We start from the raw sequence: 18,111 nt of genomic DNA, 5'->3' as shown, positions 1-18,111 counted from the left end.
TGACTCCTAGTACGCGAGCGAACGGTCGACAGCTTCGAGCACACGGTCGAGGCCGGGCAGGAACTCTTCCTCGGCGCGGCTCGGCGGATAGGGCAGGTCGTAGCCCGTGACCCGCAGGACAGGTGCCTCGAGGGAGAAGAAGCACTTCTCGGTGATGCGCGCCGAGATCTCGGCACCCAGCCCCAGCGTCTGCGCCGCCTCGTGCACGACGATCGCATGGCCGGTGCGACGGACCGACTCGAACACCGGGTCCAGGTCCAGCGGTGACAACGTGCGCAGGTCGATGACCTCGATGCTGTTCCCCTCCTCGGCCGCGGCGTCTGCCGACTCCAGGCAGGTCTTGACCATCGGACCGTACGCGATGAGGGTCGCATCCGTGCCCTCGCGAAGGACCCGTGAGGCGTGCAGAGGAGCGGGAGCCGACTCGAGGTCGACCTCGCCCTGGTCCCAGTAGCGACGCTTGGGCTCCATGAACACGATCGGGTCGTCGCTCGCGATGGCCTGCTGGATCATCCAGTAGGCATCGTTGGCGTTGGAGCACGAGACGACCTTGAGGCCCGCGGTCAGCGCGAACTGCGCCTCGGGGCTCTCGGAGTGGTGCTCGACCGCGCCGATACCGCCACCGAACGGGATGCGGATCACGATCGGCATCGTGACCGCGCCACGACTGCGGAAGTGCAGCTTGGCGACCTGGCTGACGATCTGGTCGTACGCGGGATAGACGAAGCCGTCGAACTGGATCTCCAGGACCGGCCGGTAGCCGCGCATCGTCAGGCCGATCGCGGTGCCGAGGATGCCGCTCTCCGAGAGCGGTGCATCGATGACCCGGCTCTCGCCGAAGTCCTTCTGCAGGCCGTCCGTGATGCGGAAGACGCCGCCGAGCTTGCCGACGTCCTCACCCATGATCATGACCTTGTCATCGGCCTCCATCGCGGCGCGCAGACCGGCGTTGAGGCCCTTGCCGAGTGGCATCTTGGTCATGACGCGCTCCCTTCGGGCTCGAGGCTGTCTCGGAAGGCGAGGTAGTCGGCCTTCTGCTCGGCCAGCTCGGGCGTGCCTTCGACGAACACCTCGTCGAACAGTTCGGCCAGGTCCGGCTCGGGCAGGGCCTTGCAGGTCTCACGCAGGTGCCGGCCCAGCTCCTCGGCCTCGGCATCCAGGTCGTCGAAGAACTCCTGCGGCGTCCCCTGAACCAGGAGATAGCGCTTGACCCGTTCGATCGGGTCCTTGAGCTTCCAGGTCTCGACCTCTGCGCTATCGCGGTAGCGGGTCGGGTCGTCGGACGTCGTGTGGGCGCCCATCCGGTAGGTGTAGGCCTCGATCAGCATCGGTCCCTCACCGTCACGGGCCCGCTGCATCGCGGCGGTTGTCACGGCGTGGCAGGCCAGGACGTCATTCCCGTCGACCCGGATGCCACGGAAGCCGAAGCCACCGGCGCGCTGGGCGATCGGCCCGCGAGTCTGCCGGTCGGTCGACGCCGAGATCGCGTACTGGTTGTTCTGGCAGAAGAAGACCACCGGGGCGTTGAAGACCGCGGCCCAGTCGAAGGCCTCGTTGACGCTGCCCTGGCTCGTGGCGCCGTCGCCGAAGTACGCAATGACCGCCGCGTCACGCTCGGAGTCGCCTGTGCCGACCGCGCCGTCGAGGTTGAGGCCCATCGCGTAGCCGGTCGCGTGCAGCGTCTGGGCGCCGATCACGATGCTGTAGAGCGCGAAACCGTGCTCGGCCGGATCCCAGCCGCCCAGCTCGACACCGCGGAACAGTCCGAGCAACAGGGCTGGGTCGACGCCGCGGCACAGGGCGACGCCGTGCTCGCGGTAGGTCGGGAAGGCGAAGTCCTGCGGGCGCAGCGCTCGGCCCGAGCCGATCTGGGCGGCTTCCTGACCCTGGGCGGGGGCCCACAGGCCCAGCTCGCCGTGGCGCTGCAACGCATTGGCCTCGAAGTCGATGCGGCGGCTGAGGACCAGATCGCGGAACAGGTCCCGGATGCTGTCGTCGTCACCGTCGTAGGAGAACTCGTCGTGACTGACTCGCTGGCCCTCGGGCGTCAGGAGCTGGACGAGCGGAAAGGCTCCAGCTGGATCGTCGGCTACGTACGTATCGGGCATGGACACACTCATGCAACTACCTCAATCAATCGGTGAGCGGGATTGCCGCGTCGATGTCGAAGATGCGAGGCACCGGTGTCACAGGGGTGGCGGACGTCGGGACTCGCATGGACGTGACTGGCATCACATCTGCCTCCACCGTATCCCGGCCGGGTCGCCGGGTCCAAACGAGCCTCGCTCAGTGCAACGCGCGCCAGGCAGCGGCTCGCTCGACCAGCAGCGCGTTGACCTCCGGCGCCCCGATGCTGATCCGGACTCCCTCCCCTGCGAACGGCCGCACCGAGACAGGGTCGACCGCGGCGGCGAAGTCCATCACATCGTCGCCGAGCGGCAGCCACACGAAGTTGGCCTCGGTGTCCGGCACCTGCCAGCCCTGCCCGCGCAACGCCGCGACCATCGCGACGCGCTCCTGGACGATGGCCTCGACCCGCTCGTCCAGCGCATCCTGCGCGTCCAGCGACGCAACCGCCGCCGCCTGGGACAGGTCGGTGACCGCGAACGGCGGCGTCGCCTTGCGGATCGATCTGGCCACGTCCGGACGTGCGATGGCGTAGCCGACGCGCAGACCGGCCAGGCCATAGGCCTTGGAGAACGTACGCAGCACGACGACATTGCCCCGCGACGCGAGGGCGGCGAGACCGTCGGCTGCGGCCGGATCCCGCACGAACTCGACGTACGCCTCGTCGACCACAACCAGCACGTCGTCCGGCACGGCGTCGAGGAACCGCTCGAGATCGGCTGCCGATACGACCGGGCCGGTCGGGTTGTTGGGAGTGCACACGATCACGACCCGGGTGCGGTCCGTGACGGCCGCCGCCATCGCGTCGAGGTCGTGCGTCGCATCGGGTCGCAAGGGCACGCGCACCGTGGTGGCCCCCGTCAGGTCCGCCGCGATGGGGTAGGCCTCGAAGGACCGCCACGCGTAGACGATCTCGTCGCCGGCCTCAAGGTGGGCGTTGAGCAACGCGAACAGCACCGCGACCGAGCCCGTGCCGGCGGCGAAGTGGTCCGGCGACAATCCCAACCGGGCCGAGAGGGCGCCGTAGAGCGCTGTCATCCCAGCATCGGGATAGCGGTTGATGCGACCCAGCTCGACCGCCGCCCGCTCCATGACCCCCGGCAACGGCGCGTAGGGGTTCTCGTTGCTGGAGAGCTTGTGGTCCTCGCTCGTCGCGGCCTTGCCCGGGCGGTAGACCGGGATCTCGTCCAGGGCGCGGCGCGCGCGGGGGCTGCTCATGGGCCGAGCGTATCCGCTGCCATGATCGACCCGTGAACGCCCGCAATCCCAGACTCGGCTACGTGCTCGTCGTCGTCGCCGCTGTCCTGTTCGGTCTCAACGGCGGCGTCTCCCGGGTCGCGATGGGATCCGGGCTCAGCCCGGAGTCGTTCACGACGCTCCGCATCACCGGCGCCATGATCGTGTTCGTGGCGTACGCCGCGTGCTTCCGCCGGTCGGCCCTGCGCAGGCCCCGCGGCACCGCGCTGCTCCTGGTCATAGCCCTCGGTCTGGTCGGGGTCACGTCGCTGCAGCTGACGTACAACGTCGCGATCAACCGGCTCCCGCTGGGGATAGCCCTGCTGCTGGAGTACCTCGCGCCGGTCCTGGTCGTGCTGTGGGTGCGCTTCGTCCGCAAGGAGCCCGTCCGAGGACGGATGTGGCTCGCGGTCGGCCTCGCCGTCGTGGGTCTCGCGATCGTCGGTCGGGTCTGGAACGGGCTGACCTTCGACGGGCTGGGAGTCGTCATGGGGCTGCTCGCCGCTGTCAGCTTCGCGTCGTACTTCCTGCTCGCCGAGCACAACGTCGGCTTCGACGATCCCCTGCGTGTCATCTTATGGGCGTTCGTCGTCGCAACCGTCGCGATGAACCTGATCGAGCCGATCTGGACCACCCCAGCATTGGACGGCGACACCTCGATGCTGGGTCGACTCGACGGCCTCTCGGCCAACCCGTGGCTCATCATCGGTGCGGTCGTCGTGCTGGGCACGGTCGTGCCGTTCTTCCTCGAGCTCGTGGCCCTGCAACACCTGCCCGCGACGATCGTCACGGTCGTCGCGATGCTCGAGCCGGTCCTCGCCAACGTCATCGGCTGGGCCTGGTTCCGCGAGTCGCTGACACCGGTCCAGGTGCTCGGAGCGCTCGCCGTCCTCGGCGGGATCATCCTGGCTCAGACGTCACGAAAGATCGAGACCACGCTCCCGCAGCCCTAGGGGCCACGCGGGGGGCGGCAGAAGTGCAACAATCGGCGACATGCCCAAGTTCGTGACTGCATGGATCCTCAGCGGGCTCGCGCTCGCTGCCGCTGCCGCCCTGCTCGGCGACCACATGAACATCGGGGTGGCCAGCGACTCGACCAGCGAGCGAATCATCGCCGTCGCCGCGGTCGCACTCGTGTTCACCGTCATCAACGCATTCGTCGCGCCAGTGATCAAAGCCCTGTCGCTGCCGTTCATCATCATCTCGCTCGGTTTCGCGCTGCTCGTGATCAACGCGCTGCTCCTCCTGCTCACCGAGTGGGTGACCGGCGAGCTCGACGTCGTGTTCGAGGTCGACGGGTTCTGGTGGGCCGTGCTGGGCTCGATCGTCATCTCGATCGTCAACACCGTGCTCAGCGGGTTCACCGGCAAGAGCGCCTCCCGACGGTGACGTACCGCGTCGCCGTGGTCTGCCTCGGCAACATCTGTCGCTCACCGATGGCGCATGTCGTGCTGGAGGACCGGTTGGAGCGGGCCGGGCTGGCCGATCGCGTATCGGTGGCCTCCGCCGGCACCGGCGACTGGCACGTCGGACAGCCCATGGACCGCCGGGCCGCCGGGCCGCCGCGACGCTAAGCGAGGCTGGCTACGACCCCAGCCGGCATCGTGCGCGGACGTTCTCGACCGACTGGTACGCCGAGCACGACCTGCTGCTCGCGATGGACGCCAGCAATCACGCCGACATGACCCAGCAGTCGCCGACCGTCGAGCAGACCCAGCAGGTCCGCATGTTCAGGGAGTTCGACCCCGAGGCCACCGAGGGTGACAACGAGGTCCCAGACCCCTACTACGGGAGCGGGGACGGCTTCCGTGAGGTGCTCGCGATGATCGAGCGCACGACCGATGAGCTCGTCGCCCGCCTCCCCGACCTGATGGACCGCTGAACGTACGCGCTCTCACGCGGTAACGTCATGGTCATGGCACGCATGGCAGGAACCGCCGCCCGGGCGGAGGCACTCCTTGGCCTCGGTGTCGTTTCGACCACTCCGGTCGCCGGTGGTGACATCTGCACATCGACCCGGTTGCGGTTGACGGACGGTCGCGGCGCGATCATCAAGACTCGCCCGCAGGCACCCGAGGGGTTCTTCCCCCGCGAGGCCGAGGGACTCGCGTGGCTCGCCGACGCGGGCGGCGCCAAGGTGCCCCGCGTGCTCGCCGTCGCCGAGGACTGCCTGATCGTCGACTGGGTCGAACCCTCCAAGCCGACGACGGATCTCGCCGAGCGGTTCGGACGGGATCTTGCGGCCACACACCGGGCCGGAGCAGCGGCCTTCGGTGCCGAGCAGGACGGGTTCATCGGACTCGCACCCCTGCCGAACCGATCCCTGCCGAGCTGGCCGGAGTTCTTCGCCTCGCGACGTGTCATGCCCTACGTCCGCGCCGCGGTCGACCGCCAGGCGCTCACGGCTGCCGAGGCCACCACGATCGAGGCGGCGATGCGGCGCATCCACGAGCTCGCCGGGCCCGACGAGCCGCCCGCCCGGATCCACGGCGACCTGTGGTCAGGCAACCTGGTGTGGGGTTCCGACGGTGACGTCTGGATGATCGATCCCGCGGCGCACGGTGGGCACCGCGAGACCGACCTGGCCATGCTGTCGCTGTTCGGCGCACCACACCTGCAGCGGATCCTCGACGCCTACGCCGAGGCTGCGCCCCTGGCCGACGGCTGGCTCGAGCGCCAACCCTTGCACCAGCTGCACCCCTTGCTGGTGCACGCGGTTTTGTTCGGTGGCACGTACGGCGCTCGCGCCGCGGCTGCCGCCCGCTCCCTCGTCGAGGGTCAGATCCCAGCCTGAGTCATCGCGTGACGGGCACCGATTCAGCAATCCCTCAGGCACGACGGGCAGACTGAACCCATGCGCATCCTTGTCGTGGACGATGACCGTGCTGTGCGCGACTCGTTGCGCCGGTCCCTGGAGTTCAACGGCTACACCGTCGAACTCGCCTCCGACGGGGCCGAGGCCCTCGCGCGGGTGCCCCAGATCAACCCCGACGCGATCATCATGGACGTCATGATGCCGCGCCTGGACGGCCTCGAGGCGACCCGTGCGCTACGTGGCGCCGGCAATGACGTACCGATCCTCGTGCTCACAGCCCGCGATGCCGTGTCGGACCGCGTGGACGGCCTCGATGCGGGTGCCGACGACTACCTCACCAAGCCATTCGCCCTCGAGGAGCTGCTCGCCCGTGTGCGCTCGCTGCTGCGCCGGTCCAGCCGAGCCGCCGCGGTCGAGCCCGACGAGAAGCCGTTGGTGTTCTCGGACCTGTCCCTCGACCCCGTGACCCGCGACGTCAAGCGCGGCGAGCGTTCGCTCTCCCTCACACGCACCGAGTTCGCCCTGCTCGAGCTGTTCCTCCAGCGCCCCAAGCGGGTGCTGGAGCGTTCCTTCATCCTCGAGGAGGTCTGGGGCTTCGACTTCCCCACGACCGCCAACTCGCTCGAGGTCTACGTCGGCTACGTCCGCCGCAAGCTCGAGGCGGAGGGCGAGTCCCGCCTGCTCCACACCGTGCGGGGCGTCGGATACGTCCTGCGCGAGACGCCGCCGTGATCGCTGGCCTGCACCGGCTGATTCGCCTGTTCACCCACCGGATGACGCTGGCCCTGCGGGTTGCGGTGCTCACGACGCTTGCGGTAGCCGCGACGCTGAGCTTCGTCAGCGCCACGGTGTTCGTCGTGGTCCGCGCCGAGTTCAAGAGCTCGCTGGACGAGTCGATGCTGCGCCGCGCGCATACCGCCGTCCAGGGGGACTATCCCGCCCGCATCATTCGCGGCGAGTCCGAGGACGAGCTCGCGGTCGCGGACGTCAAGCTCGCGGTCGTACGTGGCAGCGTGCTGCGGCCCGACACCAACATGAAGGCCGGCGAGGGCTTCGTGGACTATCACGAGCTCGAGGTCGCGATCGGGGAGCAGACCCACTCGATGCGCTCGACCCACATCGACGGGACTCTCTATCGGGTCGTCGCGGTGCAGGCTGGCCGGGGCACCGCGCTGGTGATGGCCCAGTCGATGGAGTCGATCGACCAGGCGCTCGAACGACTCAAGCTCATCCTGCTCCTGGCGAGCATCTCCGGCGTCGCCATCGCGGGCCTCGCCGGGTGGGGTGTCGCGACCAATGGGTTGCGCCCGGTCCGCCGCCTCACCGCCGCCACCGAGCACGTGGCGCGAACCTCCGAGCTCACTCCGATCCAGGTGACCGGGCACGACGAGCTCGCCCGGCTCACGACGTCGTTCAACGCGATGCTGCAGGCCCTGGACGCCTCGCAGGAGCGCCAGCGACAGCTCGTCGCCGACGCGGGTCACGAGCTGCGCACCCCGCTGACCAGCCTGCGGACCAACATCGAGCTGATCGGCCAGGCCGCCGACAATGCCGAGCGTTCGCTGAGCGACGACCAGCGGCACGAGATCATGGGGGACGTCCGGTCCCAGCTCGAGGAGCTGACCACGCTGGTCGGCGACCTGGTCGAGCTGGCTCGCGACGAGCCCATGCGACGCGATCCCGAGCCGCTGGACTTCGCCGACGTCGTCAACCAGGCCGTGAACCGGGTGCGTCTGCGCGCCCCACAGGTCACCTTCGACGTCGAGGTCCAGTCGTGGATGGTGTTCGGCGAACCCCAGCTCCTCGAACGAGCCGTGACCAATCTGCTCGACAACGCCGCCAAGTGGAGCCCCGAAGACGGCACCGTCCGGGTGCGACTGGCCGAGGGCCTGCTCACGGTGGCGGACGAGGCCCCCGGCATCGACCCGCTCGACCTGCCGCACATTTTCGATCGTTTCTATCGCTCGCGTGAGGCTCGTACGCTGCCCGGTTCGGGACTCGGGCTGTCGATCGTCAAGCGCGCAGCAGAGCGGCACGGCGGAACGGTCGACGTCGCTTCGGGGTCTGGTGGAGGCACGACCTTCACCGTCACATTGCCGGACTCGCGCCAATCCTGACCTCGGGTTTCTTTGATCGCTCACACGCCGCTCTCAGAGCGATCTCAGTGATGCGCGAGAATCTATGACCATGACCGATTCGAAGGACCCTTTCGCCGACCGTCCGTACGTCCCGCCGACGGAGCGCGACGGAGCCAGCGACTCCGCTCCCTCGTCCCCCGAGCCCGTTGCGCCAGCCGCCGACGCGACACACGAGGCACCCCAGCCCACGCGTGACCCGTCGACCGAGCACGGCGAACCGCCGGCACCCGAGCCGATCGAGTCACCGACGGGCAGTGCGCCCATGAACAGTGCGCCGACGGACAGTGCGCCGACGGACGGTCCCGCGCAAGCCTCCACGACCCCGAGCGATCGTGACTCCGAGCCGACCGTCGTCGTCGCCTCCAGCCCCGTCCCGCCGCCCGCAGCGGATGCCTACACCCACCGCTACCCCGCCGACGGCAGCACGGCCGCCGGTCCGGCCGCGGCCCAGACCGACTCGTTCGTCCACGACCAGACGATCGCGTTCCCGGTCGGGAGCATCGAGGAAGGTGGCGAGCCGCCGGCCAAGAAGCCGAAGAAGAAGCGCCGCGCTTTCCGCGTCCTGGTCGGGTCGCTGGCCCTGATCCTGCTGGCGGGAGCCGCCGGATACGGCGGCGCCTATCTCCAGGACCAGACGCAGGACGACGCCACCGATTCCTCGACCGTGAGCTCGCTGGACCCCGGCACTGCCACCAACACCAGCGTGCCGACCGGAGCGGTCGAGCAGGTCGCCGCCAAGGTCCTACCCTCCGTCGTGCAGATCAACGTCAAGGGCGCCACAGAGTCCGGCTCGGGAACCGGCATCATCATCAGCAGCGACGGTGAGATCCTGACCAACAACCACGTCACGGCAGTGGCCGGCACCGGCGGCATCATCACGGTCGCGTTCAACGATGGCTCGAACACGACCGCGACGATCGTCGGCGCCGATCCCAAGACCGATCTCGCCGTGATCAAGGCCAAGGGCAAGACCGGGCTGACCCCCGCCACGCTCGGCACCTCGGCCGATCTGCAGGTCGGCCAGGAAGTCGTGGCGATCGGCTCACCCTTCGGCCTGGAGAGCACCGTCACGCAGGGCATCGTCTCGGCACTCAACCGCCCCGTGACGTCCTCGGACGGCAGCTCCGATCCCGCCAAGTCCAACACCTTCCCCGCGATCCAGACCGATGCGGCCATCAACCCGGGCAACTCCGGCGGCCCGCTGGTCGACATCAAGGGCAACGTGATCGGCATCAACTCGGCGATCAAGGCCTCCGGATCGACCGAGGGTGGATCGATCGGTCTCGGATTCGCCATCCCGATCGACCTGGCCAAGAACGTCTCGAAGTTCCTGGTCAAGGGCGAGACGGTCGAGCACGCACAGATCGGCGTGTCGGTCCGTCCGGCGGTTGGTGACGACGGCATCACCGGCGTCGGCGCACTGATCGGTGAGGTCACCTCCGGTGGCGCCGGCGCCAAGGCCGGGCTCAAGAAGGACGACATCATCACGGCCGTCAACGGGAACCTGATCCCCAGCTCGGAGGCCCTCGTGGCCTCGGTCCGCGGCTACCAGCCCGGCGAGAAGATCACCGTCTCGTACCGCCGCGACGGCAAGCAGAGCCAGGTCGAGGTGACGCTGGACTCCGACGGCGGCACCACGACCGGCTAACAACCGGCTGATGAAAAACACTCGGCGCGGATCCCCCCGGGGTCCGCGCCGGGTGTTTTTCGTTGGTTCGGCGGCAATGCGCGCCACTATGGCCGATTTTCGCTCGTGCCGTGGCGCTGGTCTGACTAGCGTGACCACGTGAAGACCGATCGCGACCTCTCCCTGCCGGCCATGCTCGTGACGGTCGTGGTGTGGGCCTCGGCCTTCGTCGGGATCCGGGCCGTCGGCGACACGTTCTCGCCCGGCTCGTTGACCCTCGGCCGATTGGTGGTCGGCGCGATTGCGCTCACGTTCTTCGCCCGTCCGCGCACCACGGCGCTACCGACCGGCCGGCCACTCCTGCTGGTCGTCCTCTACGGGGTCGTCTGGTTCGGCGCCTACAACATCGCGCTGAACGCCGCCGAGCGCGACCTCGACGCGGGAACGACCGCGCTGATCGTCAACGTCGGACCCATCTTCGCTGCCGTGATCGCGGGATTTCTGTACAAGGAGGGCTTCCCCCCGCCGCTCATGATCGGGATGGGTATCGCCTTCGGCGGCGTCGCGCTGATCGCCCTGAGCACCGACAACTCCTCGACGGGGGTCGAGACTGCGAGCACGACCGGCGTCCTGCTGTGTGTCGCGGCGGCTGCGTTCTACGCATTCGGAGCACTCGCCCAGAAGCCCGCCCTGCGGCACATGGCACCGGTCATGTCGGTGTGGCTCGGCTGCCTCGTGGGTGTCGTGGTCTGCCTGCCGTTCGCGCCGGCCCTGCTCGACGAGCTCAGCGGCGCCTCGGCCCACGACATCTGGTGGCTGGTCTACCTCGGGGTCTTCCCGACCGCGATCGGTTTCAGCACGTGGTCGTACGCGCTCAAGCGCATCTCGACCGGCAAGGCCGCCTCGACGACGTACCTCGTACCGGCGGTCGCCACCGGGATCTCGTGGGTGATCCTCGACGAGGTCCCGGCTGTGCTGGCATTCGTCGGCGGCGCGCTGTGTCTCGTCGGCGTCGCGGTCACCCGATTGAGGACCCGCCCGAAGGCCGCCGCAGCACAGGCCACGGGTTGACGGCGCCGGCGGGAGCCACGGTCTGCGGCCGACCAGCCTCGGTTGAAAGGCGAACGCGTCGCGGGCCTGGCCGGTAGTGTCCCCCTGGACGCCTCCCCTCTCCCAAGGACGCCATGGACCACACAGGTACGAGCCCTGCCGAGCGCGCATCACGGCTGATGCAAGGTCACCAGATCGCCTCCCGACGGCGCCGCCTGACCACGACCGCGGTCGTGGTGATCGCGGTGGTCGCATCGACCTTCGGCGCCCAGAAGGCCCTGAGCGCGAGGGATGGCTCTGCCCCCGACGTCGCTGCGCCCAAGCACTCGACCAAGGATTTCGGCTTCCGGCTGACGCCCGCACTGGCGACAGCCAAGAAGAAGACCGAGCCGGCCGTGACGGTCGCTCTGTACGAAGACTTCCTCTGCCCCTCCTGCCGGGTGTTCGAGGAGCGAAGCGGCGACTTCCTGCGATCCGCGGTCGAGGACGGCCGCATCGTGATCGAGTACCGCCCGTTCACGTTCCTGGTCGGCGCCAGCACCAACCGCTACGCCGAGCGCGCGTCGAATGCGGCCGCGTGCGTTGCCGATTCGGCCGGCGTCGTCGCCTACGCAGACTTCCATGACCGGCTCTATGCCAACCAGCCCAAGGAGGGCGGCGACGGCCCGAAGGACAGCAAGCTGATCGCGTGGGCCAAGAAGGCGGGCGCTCCCGATGCCGCCGAGTGCATCCGAGACGAGACGTTCGCGGCGTGGGTCGCTCAGGCGCTTGCCGAGGGCAAGAGTCGCGGCGTGTCCAAGACCCCGACGGTCAGCGTCAACGGCAGCGCGCTCCAGGTGGCGGGTCAGGACGGCGGCACCGCGATTCCCGGGCCCGACGCGCTCGAGCAGGCCATCTCCAGCCTCGGCGCATGACCGACCTATCGTGCTCAAATGGCCGCACAGCAGCAAGGCGGTGACCTAGCATGAGTGCCATGTCAGGTCCTGCGGCGGACGGCGCCGCACCGCCACCGGTCGGTCCGCCGAGACGCCCCTCGTTCGCCTCGGGACTGCCGCAGCGCGCGGAGATCCCCACGCCTCGCACGATCGGTGTCGTCAGGTGGGCGGTACGCCTCAGCGTCCTCGCGTTCATCGTGCCCACCGCGTTCGCTGCCCTACGTCAGGCAGACCTGCGCAAGACCTTGCGCAAGGCCCTCACCGAACAGGCTCCGGACTACTCCGCGACCGACATCGGCCACGCCGTCGTCGTGGCACTGGTCTCGGTGGCAGCCATCGGCGTCCTGCTGTCGCTCCTGGAGCTATCCGCGCTGTCGGTGCTCCGCCAGCGTCGAAGGGGCGGCCGCACCGCCCTGATCGTGCTCACCCTGATCCACCTGCCCGCGTTGGTGGTCATCTCGGCCTTTCGTGGCGGCGAGTCAGCCGATCTCGCACTGACCGCCCTGCAGGCGTTCCTGCTCGTCATCGCCGCGGGTGCGGCGATCATGCCTGCAACCAGACACTGGCTGGACGCCAAGCCGCCGCTTGCCGTCAAGTCTCTGCTGGTGCCGCAGCAGGCATCGGATCATCCCGAGAGATCAGAACCCGGCCGCTAAACAGGCGTCTCCGCGGCCGTCCAGGTCGGCTCTGTCAGCCGATCGATGATCCCCTCACAGCTGCGCACCACAACCCGACAGGCTGCGGCGACCTCCCGCTCGGTCAGCGGGTTGCCGACCAAGTCCAACCAGCGCCACAGCGCCTCGTGGGCGGCGTCGTAGAGTTCGTCCGGCGACGCATCTTCGTCGAGCCCGAGTCGCTGGTGGGGAGTCGTCCCGTTCCCGCCGATCAGCTGGGTGAGCTCGGCCAGGGCCGACTCCTCCATCGCGAGGTCGACCGATCGCACTCGACTGATCAATCGCATCTCCCGGAACGCGTGCGAGTTGTTGAGATACTCCTCGGCGGTCTCGAGCAGCAGCCGGCCCTCGGCACGTGGCTGACGCGAGAGCGCACGGTGCACCGCGAGCACCGCTGAATGTGCCTTGAGTTCCTGGCTGCGCTGCCGGAAGTGGATGTCGAGCGTGCTTCGCAGCTCGTCCAGGCCACTGCGGCGCACGAGCTCCTCGGACAACATCGTGGCGTCGGTGACGCCACTGCGGAGTGTGGCAACCGCCAGCCGGATCCCGTACAGGCCGAAACGCTCGACCAGGCGCGCCCGGACCCTGACCGACGGAAGCGTCTCGTCCTCGGTGGAGATGAAGCGGTCCGCAGACACCAGAAGCGACTGCAGGGTCTCCCGCGGCACCTCCTCCAGCGCGACGAACGCCGCGTACTCCGACTGCCGCAAGGTGGAGCTGGCCAGCGCGAGCAGTCCCGCCACGGGGACGACTGCCTCGACCAGTCCGGTCAGCGCCGGCTCGGCCCGCAGCACCTTGACCGCTTGATTGACCGACACCATGGCGTCGAGCCGTCCCCCGCCGAGCTCGTCGGCCCGGGACAGCACCGCGATCGACCCGAGAGCCGACGCACCATGGCTCGTGCGGGCGTGCAGGTGGTGCAGGAAGTCGATGTCGGAGGTGTGCAGCGAGCGCAGCATGTAGACCACGGCATCGACCCCAGAGACGCCATCCTGGGGGGCGAGAAACTGCTGCGTACGGGAGGAGACCTCCGACGAGATGGAAGCCGTGCCCGGGGTGTCGATCAGGATCAGATCATTGAGCTGCTCGGCAGGCCACACGACTTCAAGCCGATCCAGCGACTCTGCCCCCAGCTCACCCAGGTCGAGCTCCAGCCGTTCCTGCTGGCGCACCACGGGCAGGCCGGTCACACCGCCGGTGAGCTCGAATGCCTCCACCTTGGGTGTCGCTCCGTGCCGGTACCAGGTCACGACGCGGGTGCACTCGCGGGCATCGGTCGGTGCCAGGTGCTCACTCAGCAGCGCGTTGAGGAGCGTCGACTTGCCGGCCTTGACCGAGCCGACGAGTGCGACCCTCAACGGCTCGTCGAGGCGGCGGCGATGGCCCTCGAGCTCGGCCCTGATCGATGGTTCCTTGCGGTAGACCCGCAGCGCCCCGTCCAGGAGATCGCGGGCGGTGTCGATGGGCGCGCTGTTGCGCGTGATGGTGGTGTTCACGAGGCTGCCGTTTCCGCCAGAGGAGCAACTGGTTCGAGTGCCTTCACTCGGGTCACGAGATCGCGGAGGGCGGTCTCCCACACCTCGAGCTCGGTGATTCGTCGGATGCCACCATCGGGATCTGCGTCAGCGCCGGCCTGAGCCGACGCGATGGCCACGTTGAGCGAGCGTCGCAGGTTCTCCGCGACGACCGTGAAGTGGTCTCGCAGCAGCCGACGGGTGTGGTTGAGCCGGTCCCGGCTCTCCTTGCCGACCTGGAAGACCGCTTCGTCGATCAAGCGACGGACCGCCACCTTCGCCACGTTGCGCCGACGCTCAAGACGCTGGACGGCTTCTTGGCGATAGGCGTATCCACCGATGACCATCCCGGCGGCGATCGAGATCGGGTTGATCAGCGCCAAGCCAGCCAGGCTGGTGAGCAGGCCGAACATCAGCACTCCGCCGTAGGAGTTGCGCATGCCGATGAGGAACTTCTGCGGAACGGACAACGCTCCCGTTTCGATGCGTTCCAGGCCCGCGATCGGGTTGAGGACACCGTCGGTGTCGGACAACCGGAACTGCGGGAGGTCAACGGCTCCCTCGATGGCAAAGTGCTCCGCCACTGCCCCGGATAGCCATTCGGACCGCTGGTGCGCCCACACGAAGTTGTCCCCGACTGCCTGCGCGATCGAGTCCGCCAGCCAGGCTCCGACCTCCTCCCACGCATCTCCGGGATCGCAGTCGTCGATCAGCAGCTCGCCCTCACGTCCGACGTTGCGCAACCGGTCACGCAGGTCGAACTCGATGTCGGCGGTCAGGTCCTGGATGCCGTCGTTCAAGGTCTGCTGCCAGGTGGCCGACTTCTCACTGAGCGCCTTCGCGGATGCCTGCGCGCCCCGCAGCGACCGGACGACTCCGTCACCTTCCGAAGGATTGCGCAGGACCTGGAGCTCTGACTCCAGTGCCAACGAAAGGTGATCGACGACTGAGAGGACCTGTTGCCCCACGGCAATGCTGGTCTGGTCGATCACCCGGTCGACCACCTGGGTGTTGAGCAGGTCGAGAAGCTGAGGCACCCCCGACTCGGCGTCCATGACGGCGTCATTCATGTGCACCGCTCGCGCGTGCATGGCCGCAGAGACCGGTAGCAGGGACAGGTCGAGACCGGCCTTGCTGAGATGCCGCCGGTCCGCCTCGGCGATCTGTCGCCAGTGCGGATGGGGATCGATCTTGCTCAACACGCAGGTGACCGTCGGACACAACGAGATCGACTGCTTGAGGAACGCCAGCTCCGGGTCGGTGTACTCCTGGCTCGCGTCGGAGAGCATCAGGACCGCATCCGCGCCCGGCAGCATCGTCAGGGTGCTGGCGGAGTGTGCCTGACTGGTGCCTCCGACGCCCGGGGTGTCGACGAGGACAAGCCCACCCGCCAGGGCCGGGCTCGGCACCGCGACCTCAACCCGTACCGGCCGAACTCCTTCTCGCTCGGTCGCGGCCTCGGTGACATGCTCCTTCAGCCTCGTGACCGGAATGTCCTTGGCCTGGACGCCCTCGATGCCGTCGATCTCGGTGAAGAGCGTGGCCGAGGCAGTCGCACCGTAGCTGACTATCGTCGGCACGGCTGTACCGACGACATCGTCCACGGGGCAGACCGAAGCATTGATCAACGCGTTGACCAGAGCGCTCTTGCCCTGCTTGAACTGCCCGACCACGACGACCCGCATGGTCGGATCCTGCACCCGCGCCATCAGGGCATCGATGCGGGCGACCAGGTCGTTGCGATTCGCCTGGGAGGCGATCTCGGCCGTACGCGCCAACAGCGACGTCATCTCGGCCGTACGCGAGGGTGCTCCCGAAAGATTGCTCATGCCAGCTCAACTCCTTCGCGAATCATCGTGCCATGGGAATGACGCAGCGGACCCCGGAACCGAAATGGTTCCAAGGGCCCGCTGTCCGGTGCCAGCTGCGCTCATCCGAGGAGCGCACCAGTCACGCGAGGTGCCGTTCGATCACGGCTCGATGACCCCGTGATCCGAGACCACGTCGTCGTCGCTGACGCTTCCGCCCAGACTGGCGGAGTTGGAGCTGTTGTCGGTGTAGTCGAAGTCGTGGTTCTGGTAGTCCCCGACCTGACCGCTGTCCTGCGCCACGTCGCCACCGGAGTGGACGCCGCCACCGGTCGTGACGTCGCCACCGGCGTTGGTTCCGCCGTCCTGCGCGCTGTCGCCACCGGAGTTGACGCCCTGGTCCTGGGCCACGTCGCCGCCGGCGTTGACGCCACCGTCCTGCACGGTGTCGCCACCGGAGTTGACGCCCTGGTCCTGAGCGACGTCGCCACCGACGATCTGACCGTTGTTGGTGTCACCCGCCGTGGAGGAGCTGTCGTTGTTCGAGTTGAGGGTCAGCGCACCCAGCGTGGTCGAGTTGTCCTCGTTGAGCGAGTCCGTCAGCACCACGTTTCCGGAGTCGTTGACGCTCTGGTTGCGGTTGTCGGAGTCGTCCGAGTCACCCACCTGACCATCGGCCTCGATGTCGTAGCCATCGTTGTCATCGTGCGAATCGACGCTCGAGTTGTCATCGTTGCTCGAGTTGTCGTTGTCGCCCACTTGACCATCGGCCTCGAAGTCGTAGCCATCGTTGTCATCGTGCGAATCGACGGTCGAGTTGTCATCGTTGCTCGAGTTGTCATCGTTGCTCGAGTTGTCGTTGTCGCCCACCTGGCCACCGGACTCGATGTCATAGCCATCGTTGTCATCGTGCGAATCGACGGTCGAGTTGTCGTTGTCGCCGACCTGGCCACCGGCCTCGATGTCGTAGCCATCGTTGTCATCGTGCGAATCGACGGTGGAGTTGTCATCGTTGCTCGAGTTGTCATCGTTGCTCGAGTTGTCGTCGTTGCTCGAGTTGTCGTTGTCGCCCACCTGGCCACCGGACTCGATGTCATAGCCATCGTTGTCATCGTGCGAATCGGTGCTCGAGTTGTCGTCGTTGCTCGAGTTGTCGGTGTCACCGTTCTGCGCCTGATCCTCGGCAGCGTTGCCGCCGGCAACCTGGGCATCGTCCTCGGCAGCGTTGCCGCCCGCGGCGATCGCGTCATCTTCAGCTGCGTTGCCGCCGGCAACCTGGCCATCGTCCCGTGCAGCGTTGCCGCCGGCGACCTGGCCGTAGTCACGCGCAGCGTTGCCGCCCGCGATGATGCCGGTGTCATGGGCGACCGTTGCGTCACCGCCCGCGATCACGCCGTCGTCCTGGGCGTTGTAGGCGTCGCGTCCGGCCGTCACGTTGTCGGTGCCGGCGACGGTCACGCCGTCACCGAAGCCGAATGCCTGGGTGACGTCGCCATCGGCCCAGATGTTCTGGGCAATGTTCGTCACGGTACCCGGCGGGTAGGCCGCGACGACTGCCTTGAGCTGGTGGATGACGTTGTGGTGTCCGTGGCCCCAACCTGCGGCAGCAACCGGCAGCGAGTCGGACACGACGGGCAGAACCGCGTCGACGTCGGCGCACGAGATGCCGTCCAGTCCGGCCGCGGCCAGCGCACCCTCCGGATCTGCGTCGAAGGCAGCGGCACTCGCGTCGTCGCCCAAAAGTCCGAGGATGAAGTCAAGCAAGGTCATGGTGTTCATGGGGAGCTCCTGAATAGTTGGCGGCCCGTCCGAGCCGAGCCACGCAAAAATCTATGCGCCGTGATCACGTCTGGCATCGGGGCCGCGTCCCTAAATCCCCGGCCCGCCGCGTCGGGAACGAGGACTAGGGGACCGTCCAGTGACTAGGGGTTCGTAGACCCGGGGCTCTTCCAAGAAAACCCTGAACGTGGCCCCGACCGCACAGAATGTTGCTAACTTGAGATGGTTCATCGCGGTTGAGTTGGGAGGGAATCAACTTAAACCGGGGGCTGGTAGCTCATTTCAGCTCTCCAGATGGGGAAGGCCAGTCGTGGCGATTGGTGTCGACATCGGTTCCAGCGGACCAACGACGGCGCAAGATTTCGGGCCGTGCGACAAGACGCGATTCTCGCCTGACATGCGGCGGGT

The 18,111-nt window shown here is 67.9% G+C and carries 17 protein-coding genes; 11 read left to right on the top strand and 6 right to left on the bottom strand.

The genetic code is table 11. From position 1 onward, the window contains the following. Positions 1–6: 6 nt before the first annotated feature. The 3 genes from C6I20_RS16380 to C6I20_RS16370 all read right to left on the bottom strand — a co-directional run bounded on the left by C6I20_RS16380 (position 7) and on the right by C6I20_RS16370 (position 3,345). The gene (locus C6I20_RS16380; protein ID WP_118398112.1) at positions 7–981 is read right to left on the bottom strand and encodes an alpha-ketoacid dehydrogenase subunit beta; all 975 of its coding nucleotides are present in this window, start codon (positions 979–981) and stop codon (positions 7–9) included. Next, the gene (gene pdhA / locus C6I20_RS16375) at positions 978–2,120 is read right to left on the bottom strand and encodes a pyruvate dehydrogenase (acetyl-transferring) E1 component subunit alpha (protein ID WP_216822924.1); all 1,143 of its coding nucleotides are present in this window, start codon (positions 2,118–2,120) and stop codon (positions 978–980) included. The genes C6I20_RS16380 and pdhA overlap by 4 nt, the downstream gene beginning before the upstream one ends. A 166-nt stretch (positions 2,121–2,286) precedes the next feature. Beyond that, positions 2,287–3,345 (bottom strand): histidinol-phosphate transaminase, encoded by a 1,059-nt coding sequence (locus C6I20_RS16370; protein ID WP_118398106.1) that lies wholly within the window; start codon positions 3,343–3,345, stop codon positions 2,287–2,289. 32 nt (positions 3,346–3,377) lie between these two features. On the opposite strand from C6I20_RS16370, the gene C6I20_RS16365 reads away from it, so the two are divergent. From C6I20_RS16365 to C6I20_RS16320, 11 genes are all read left to right on the top strand, one after another. Then, positions 3,378–4,316, top strand: coding sequence for a DMT family transporter (locus C6I20_RS16365; RefSeq protein WP_118398103.1), 939 nt, complete (start codon positions 3,378–3,380; stop codon positions 4,314–4,316). Between the two features lie 40 nt (positions 4,317–4,356). Beyond that, positions 4,357–4,752 carry a phage holin family protein gene (locus C6I20_RS16360; RefSeq protein ID WP_118398100.1) on the top strand — a complete coding sequence of 132 codons (396 nt, stop codon included), beginning with the start codon at positions 4,357–4,359 and terminating at the stop codon, positions 4,750–4,752. Further along, a complete protein-coding gene (locus C6I20_RS17880) occupies positions 4,749–4,937 on the top strand; it encodes a hypothetical protein (protein WP_254052175.1) in 189 nt (62 codons plus the stop codon). Before C6I20_RS16360 ends, C6I20_RS17880 begins: the two co-directional genes overlap by 4 nt. Further along, on the top strand, positions 4,856–5,245 hold the full coding sequence (locus tag C6I20_RS16355; protein ID WP_371682692.1) for a hypothetical protein: 390 nt from the start codon (positions 4,856–4,858) through the stop codon (positions 5,243–5,245). The genes C6I20_RS17880 and C6I20_RS16355 overlap by 82 nt, the downstream gene beginning before the upstream one ends. A 33-nt stretch (positions 5,246–5,278) precedes the next feature. After that, positions 5,279–6,157, top strand: coding sequence for a fructosamine kinase family protein (locus C6I20_RS16350; protein ID WP_118399061.1), 879 nt, complete (start codon positions 5,279–5,281; stop codon positions 6,155–6,157). Positions 6,158–6,217: 60 nt separating this feature from the next. Beyond that, positions 6,218–6,910: a response regulator transcription factor gene (locus C6I20_RS16345; protein ID WP_118398097.1), complete on the top strand. Its 693-nt coding sequence runs from the start codon at positions 6,218–6,220 to the stop codon at positions 6,908–6,910. After that, the gene (locus tag C6I20_RS16340; protein WP_118398094.1) at positions 6,907–8,295 is read left to right on the top strand and encodes a HAMP domain-containing sensor histidine kinase; all 1,389 of its coding nucleotides are present in this window, start codon (positions 6,907–6,909) and stop codon (positions 8,293–8,295) included. The genes C6I20_RS16345 and C6I20_RS16340 overlap by 4 nt, the downstream gene beginning before the upstream one ends. Positions 8,296–8,365: 70 nt before the next feature. Next, positions 8,366–9,964, top strand: a complete 1,599-nt coding sequence (locus C6I20_RS16335) for a S1C family serine protease (protein WP_118398091.1) — start codon at positions 8,366–8,368, stop codon at positions 9,962–9,964. Positions 9,965–10,102: 138 nt separating this feature from the next. Further along, on the top strand, positions 10,103–11,014 hold the full coding sequence (locus C6I20_RS16330) for a DMT family transporter (protein WP_254052174.1): 912 nt from the start codon (positions 10,103–10,105) through the stop codon (positions 11,012–11,014). 113 nt (positions 11,015–11,127) lie between these two features. Then, positions 11,128–11,907 carry a thioredoxin domain-containing protein gene (locus C6I20_RS16325; protein ID WP_118398088.1) on the top strand — a complete coding sequence of 260 codons (780 nt, stop codon included), beginning with the start codon at positions 11,128–11,130 and terminating at the stop codon, positions 11,905–11,907. 59 nt (positions 11,908–11,966) lie between these two features. Beyond that, a complete protein-coding gene (locus C6I20_RS16320) occupies positions 11,967–12,584 on the top strand; it encodes a hypothetical protein (protein WP_118398085.1) in 618 nt (205 codons plus the stop codon). On the opposite strand, the gene C6I20_RS16315 is transcribed toward C6I20_RS16320, so the two are convergent. The 3 genes from C6I20_RS16315 to C6I20_RS16305 all read right to left on the bottom strand — a co-directional run bounded on the left by C6I20_RS16315 (position 12,581) and on the right by C6I20_RS16305 (position 17,703). After that, entirely contained in the window at positions 12,581–14,098 is a 1,518-nt protein-coding gene (locus C6I20_RS16315) for a dynamin family protein (protein WP_162891386.1), read from the bottom strand. The two genes, C6I20_RS16320 and C6I20_RS16315, sit on opposite strands and share 4 nt — an antisense overlap. Beyond that, positions 14,095–15,945 (bottom strand): dynamin family protein, encoded by a 1,851-nt coding sequence (locus C6I20_RS16310; RefSeq protein WP_118398079.1) that lies wholly within the window; start codon positions 15,943–15,945, stop codon positions 14,095–14,097. Before C6I20_RS16310 ends, C6I20_RS16315 begins: the two co-directional genes overlap by 4 nt. A gap of 141 nt (positions 15,946–16,086) precedes the next feature. Further along, positions 16,087–17,703, bottom strand: coding sequence for an IniB N-terminal domain-containing protein (locus C6I20_RS16305; protein WP_118398076.1), 1,617 nt, complete (start codon positions 17,701–17,703; stop codon positions 16,087–16,089). Positions 17,704–18,111: the final 408 nt, after the last annotated feature.

Source organism: Aeromicrobium sp. A1-2 (assembly GCF_003443875.1).
GTDB lineage: Bacteria > Actinomycetota > Actinomycetes > Propionibacteriales > Nocardioidaceae > Aeromicrobium.
This window is presented reverse-complemented; position numbering and strand designations above follow the sequence as displayed.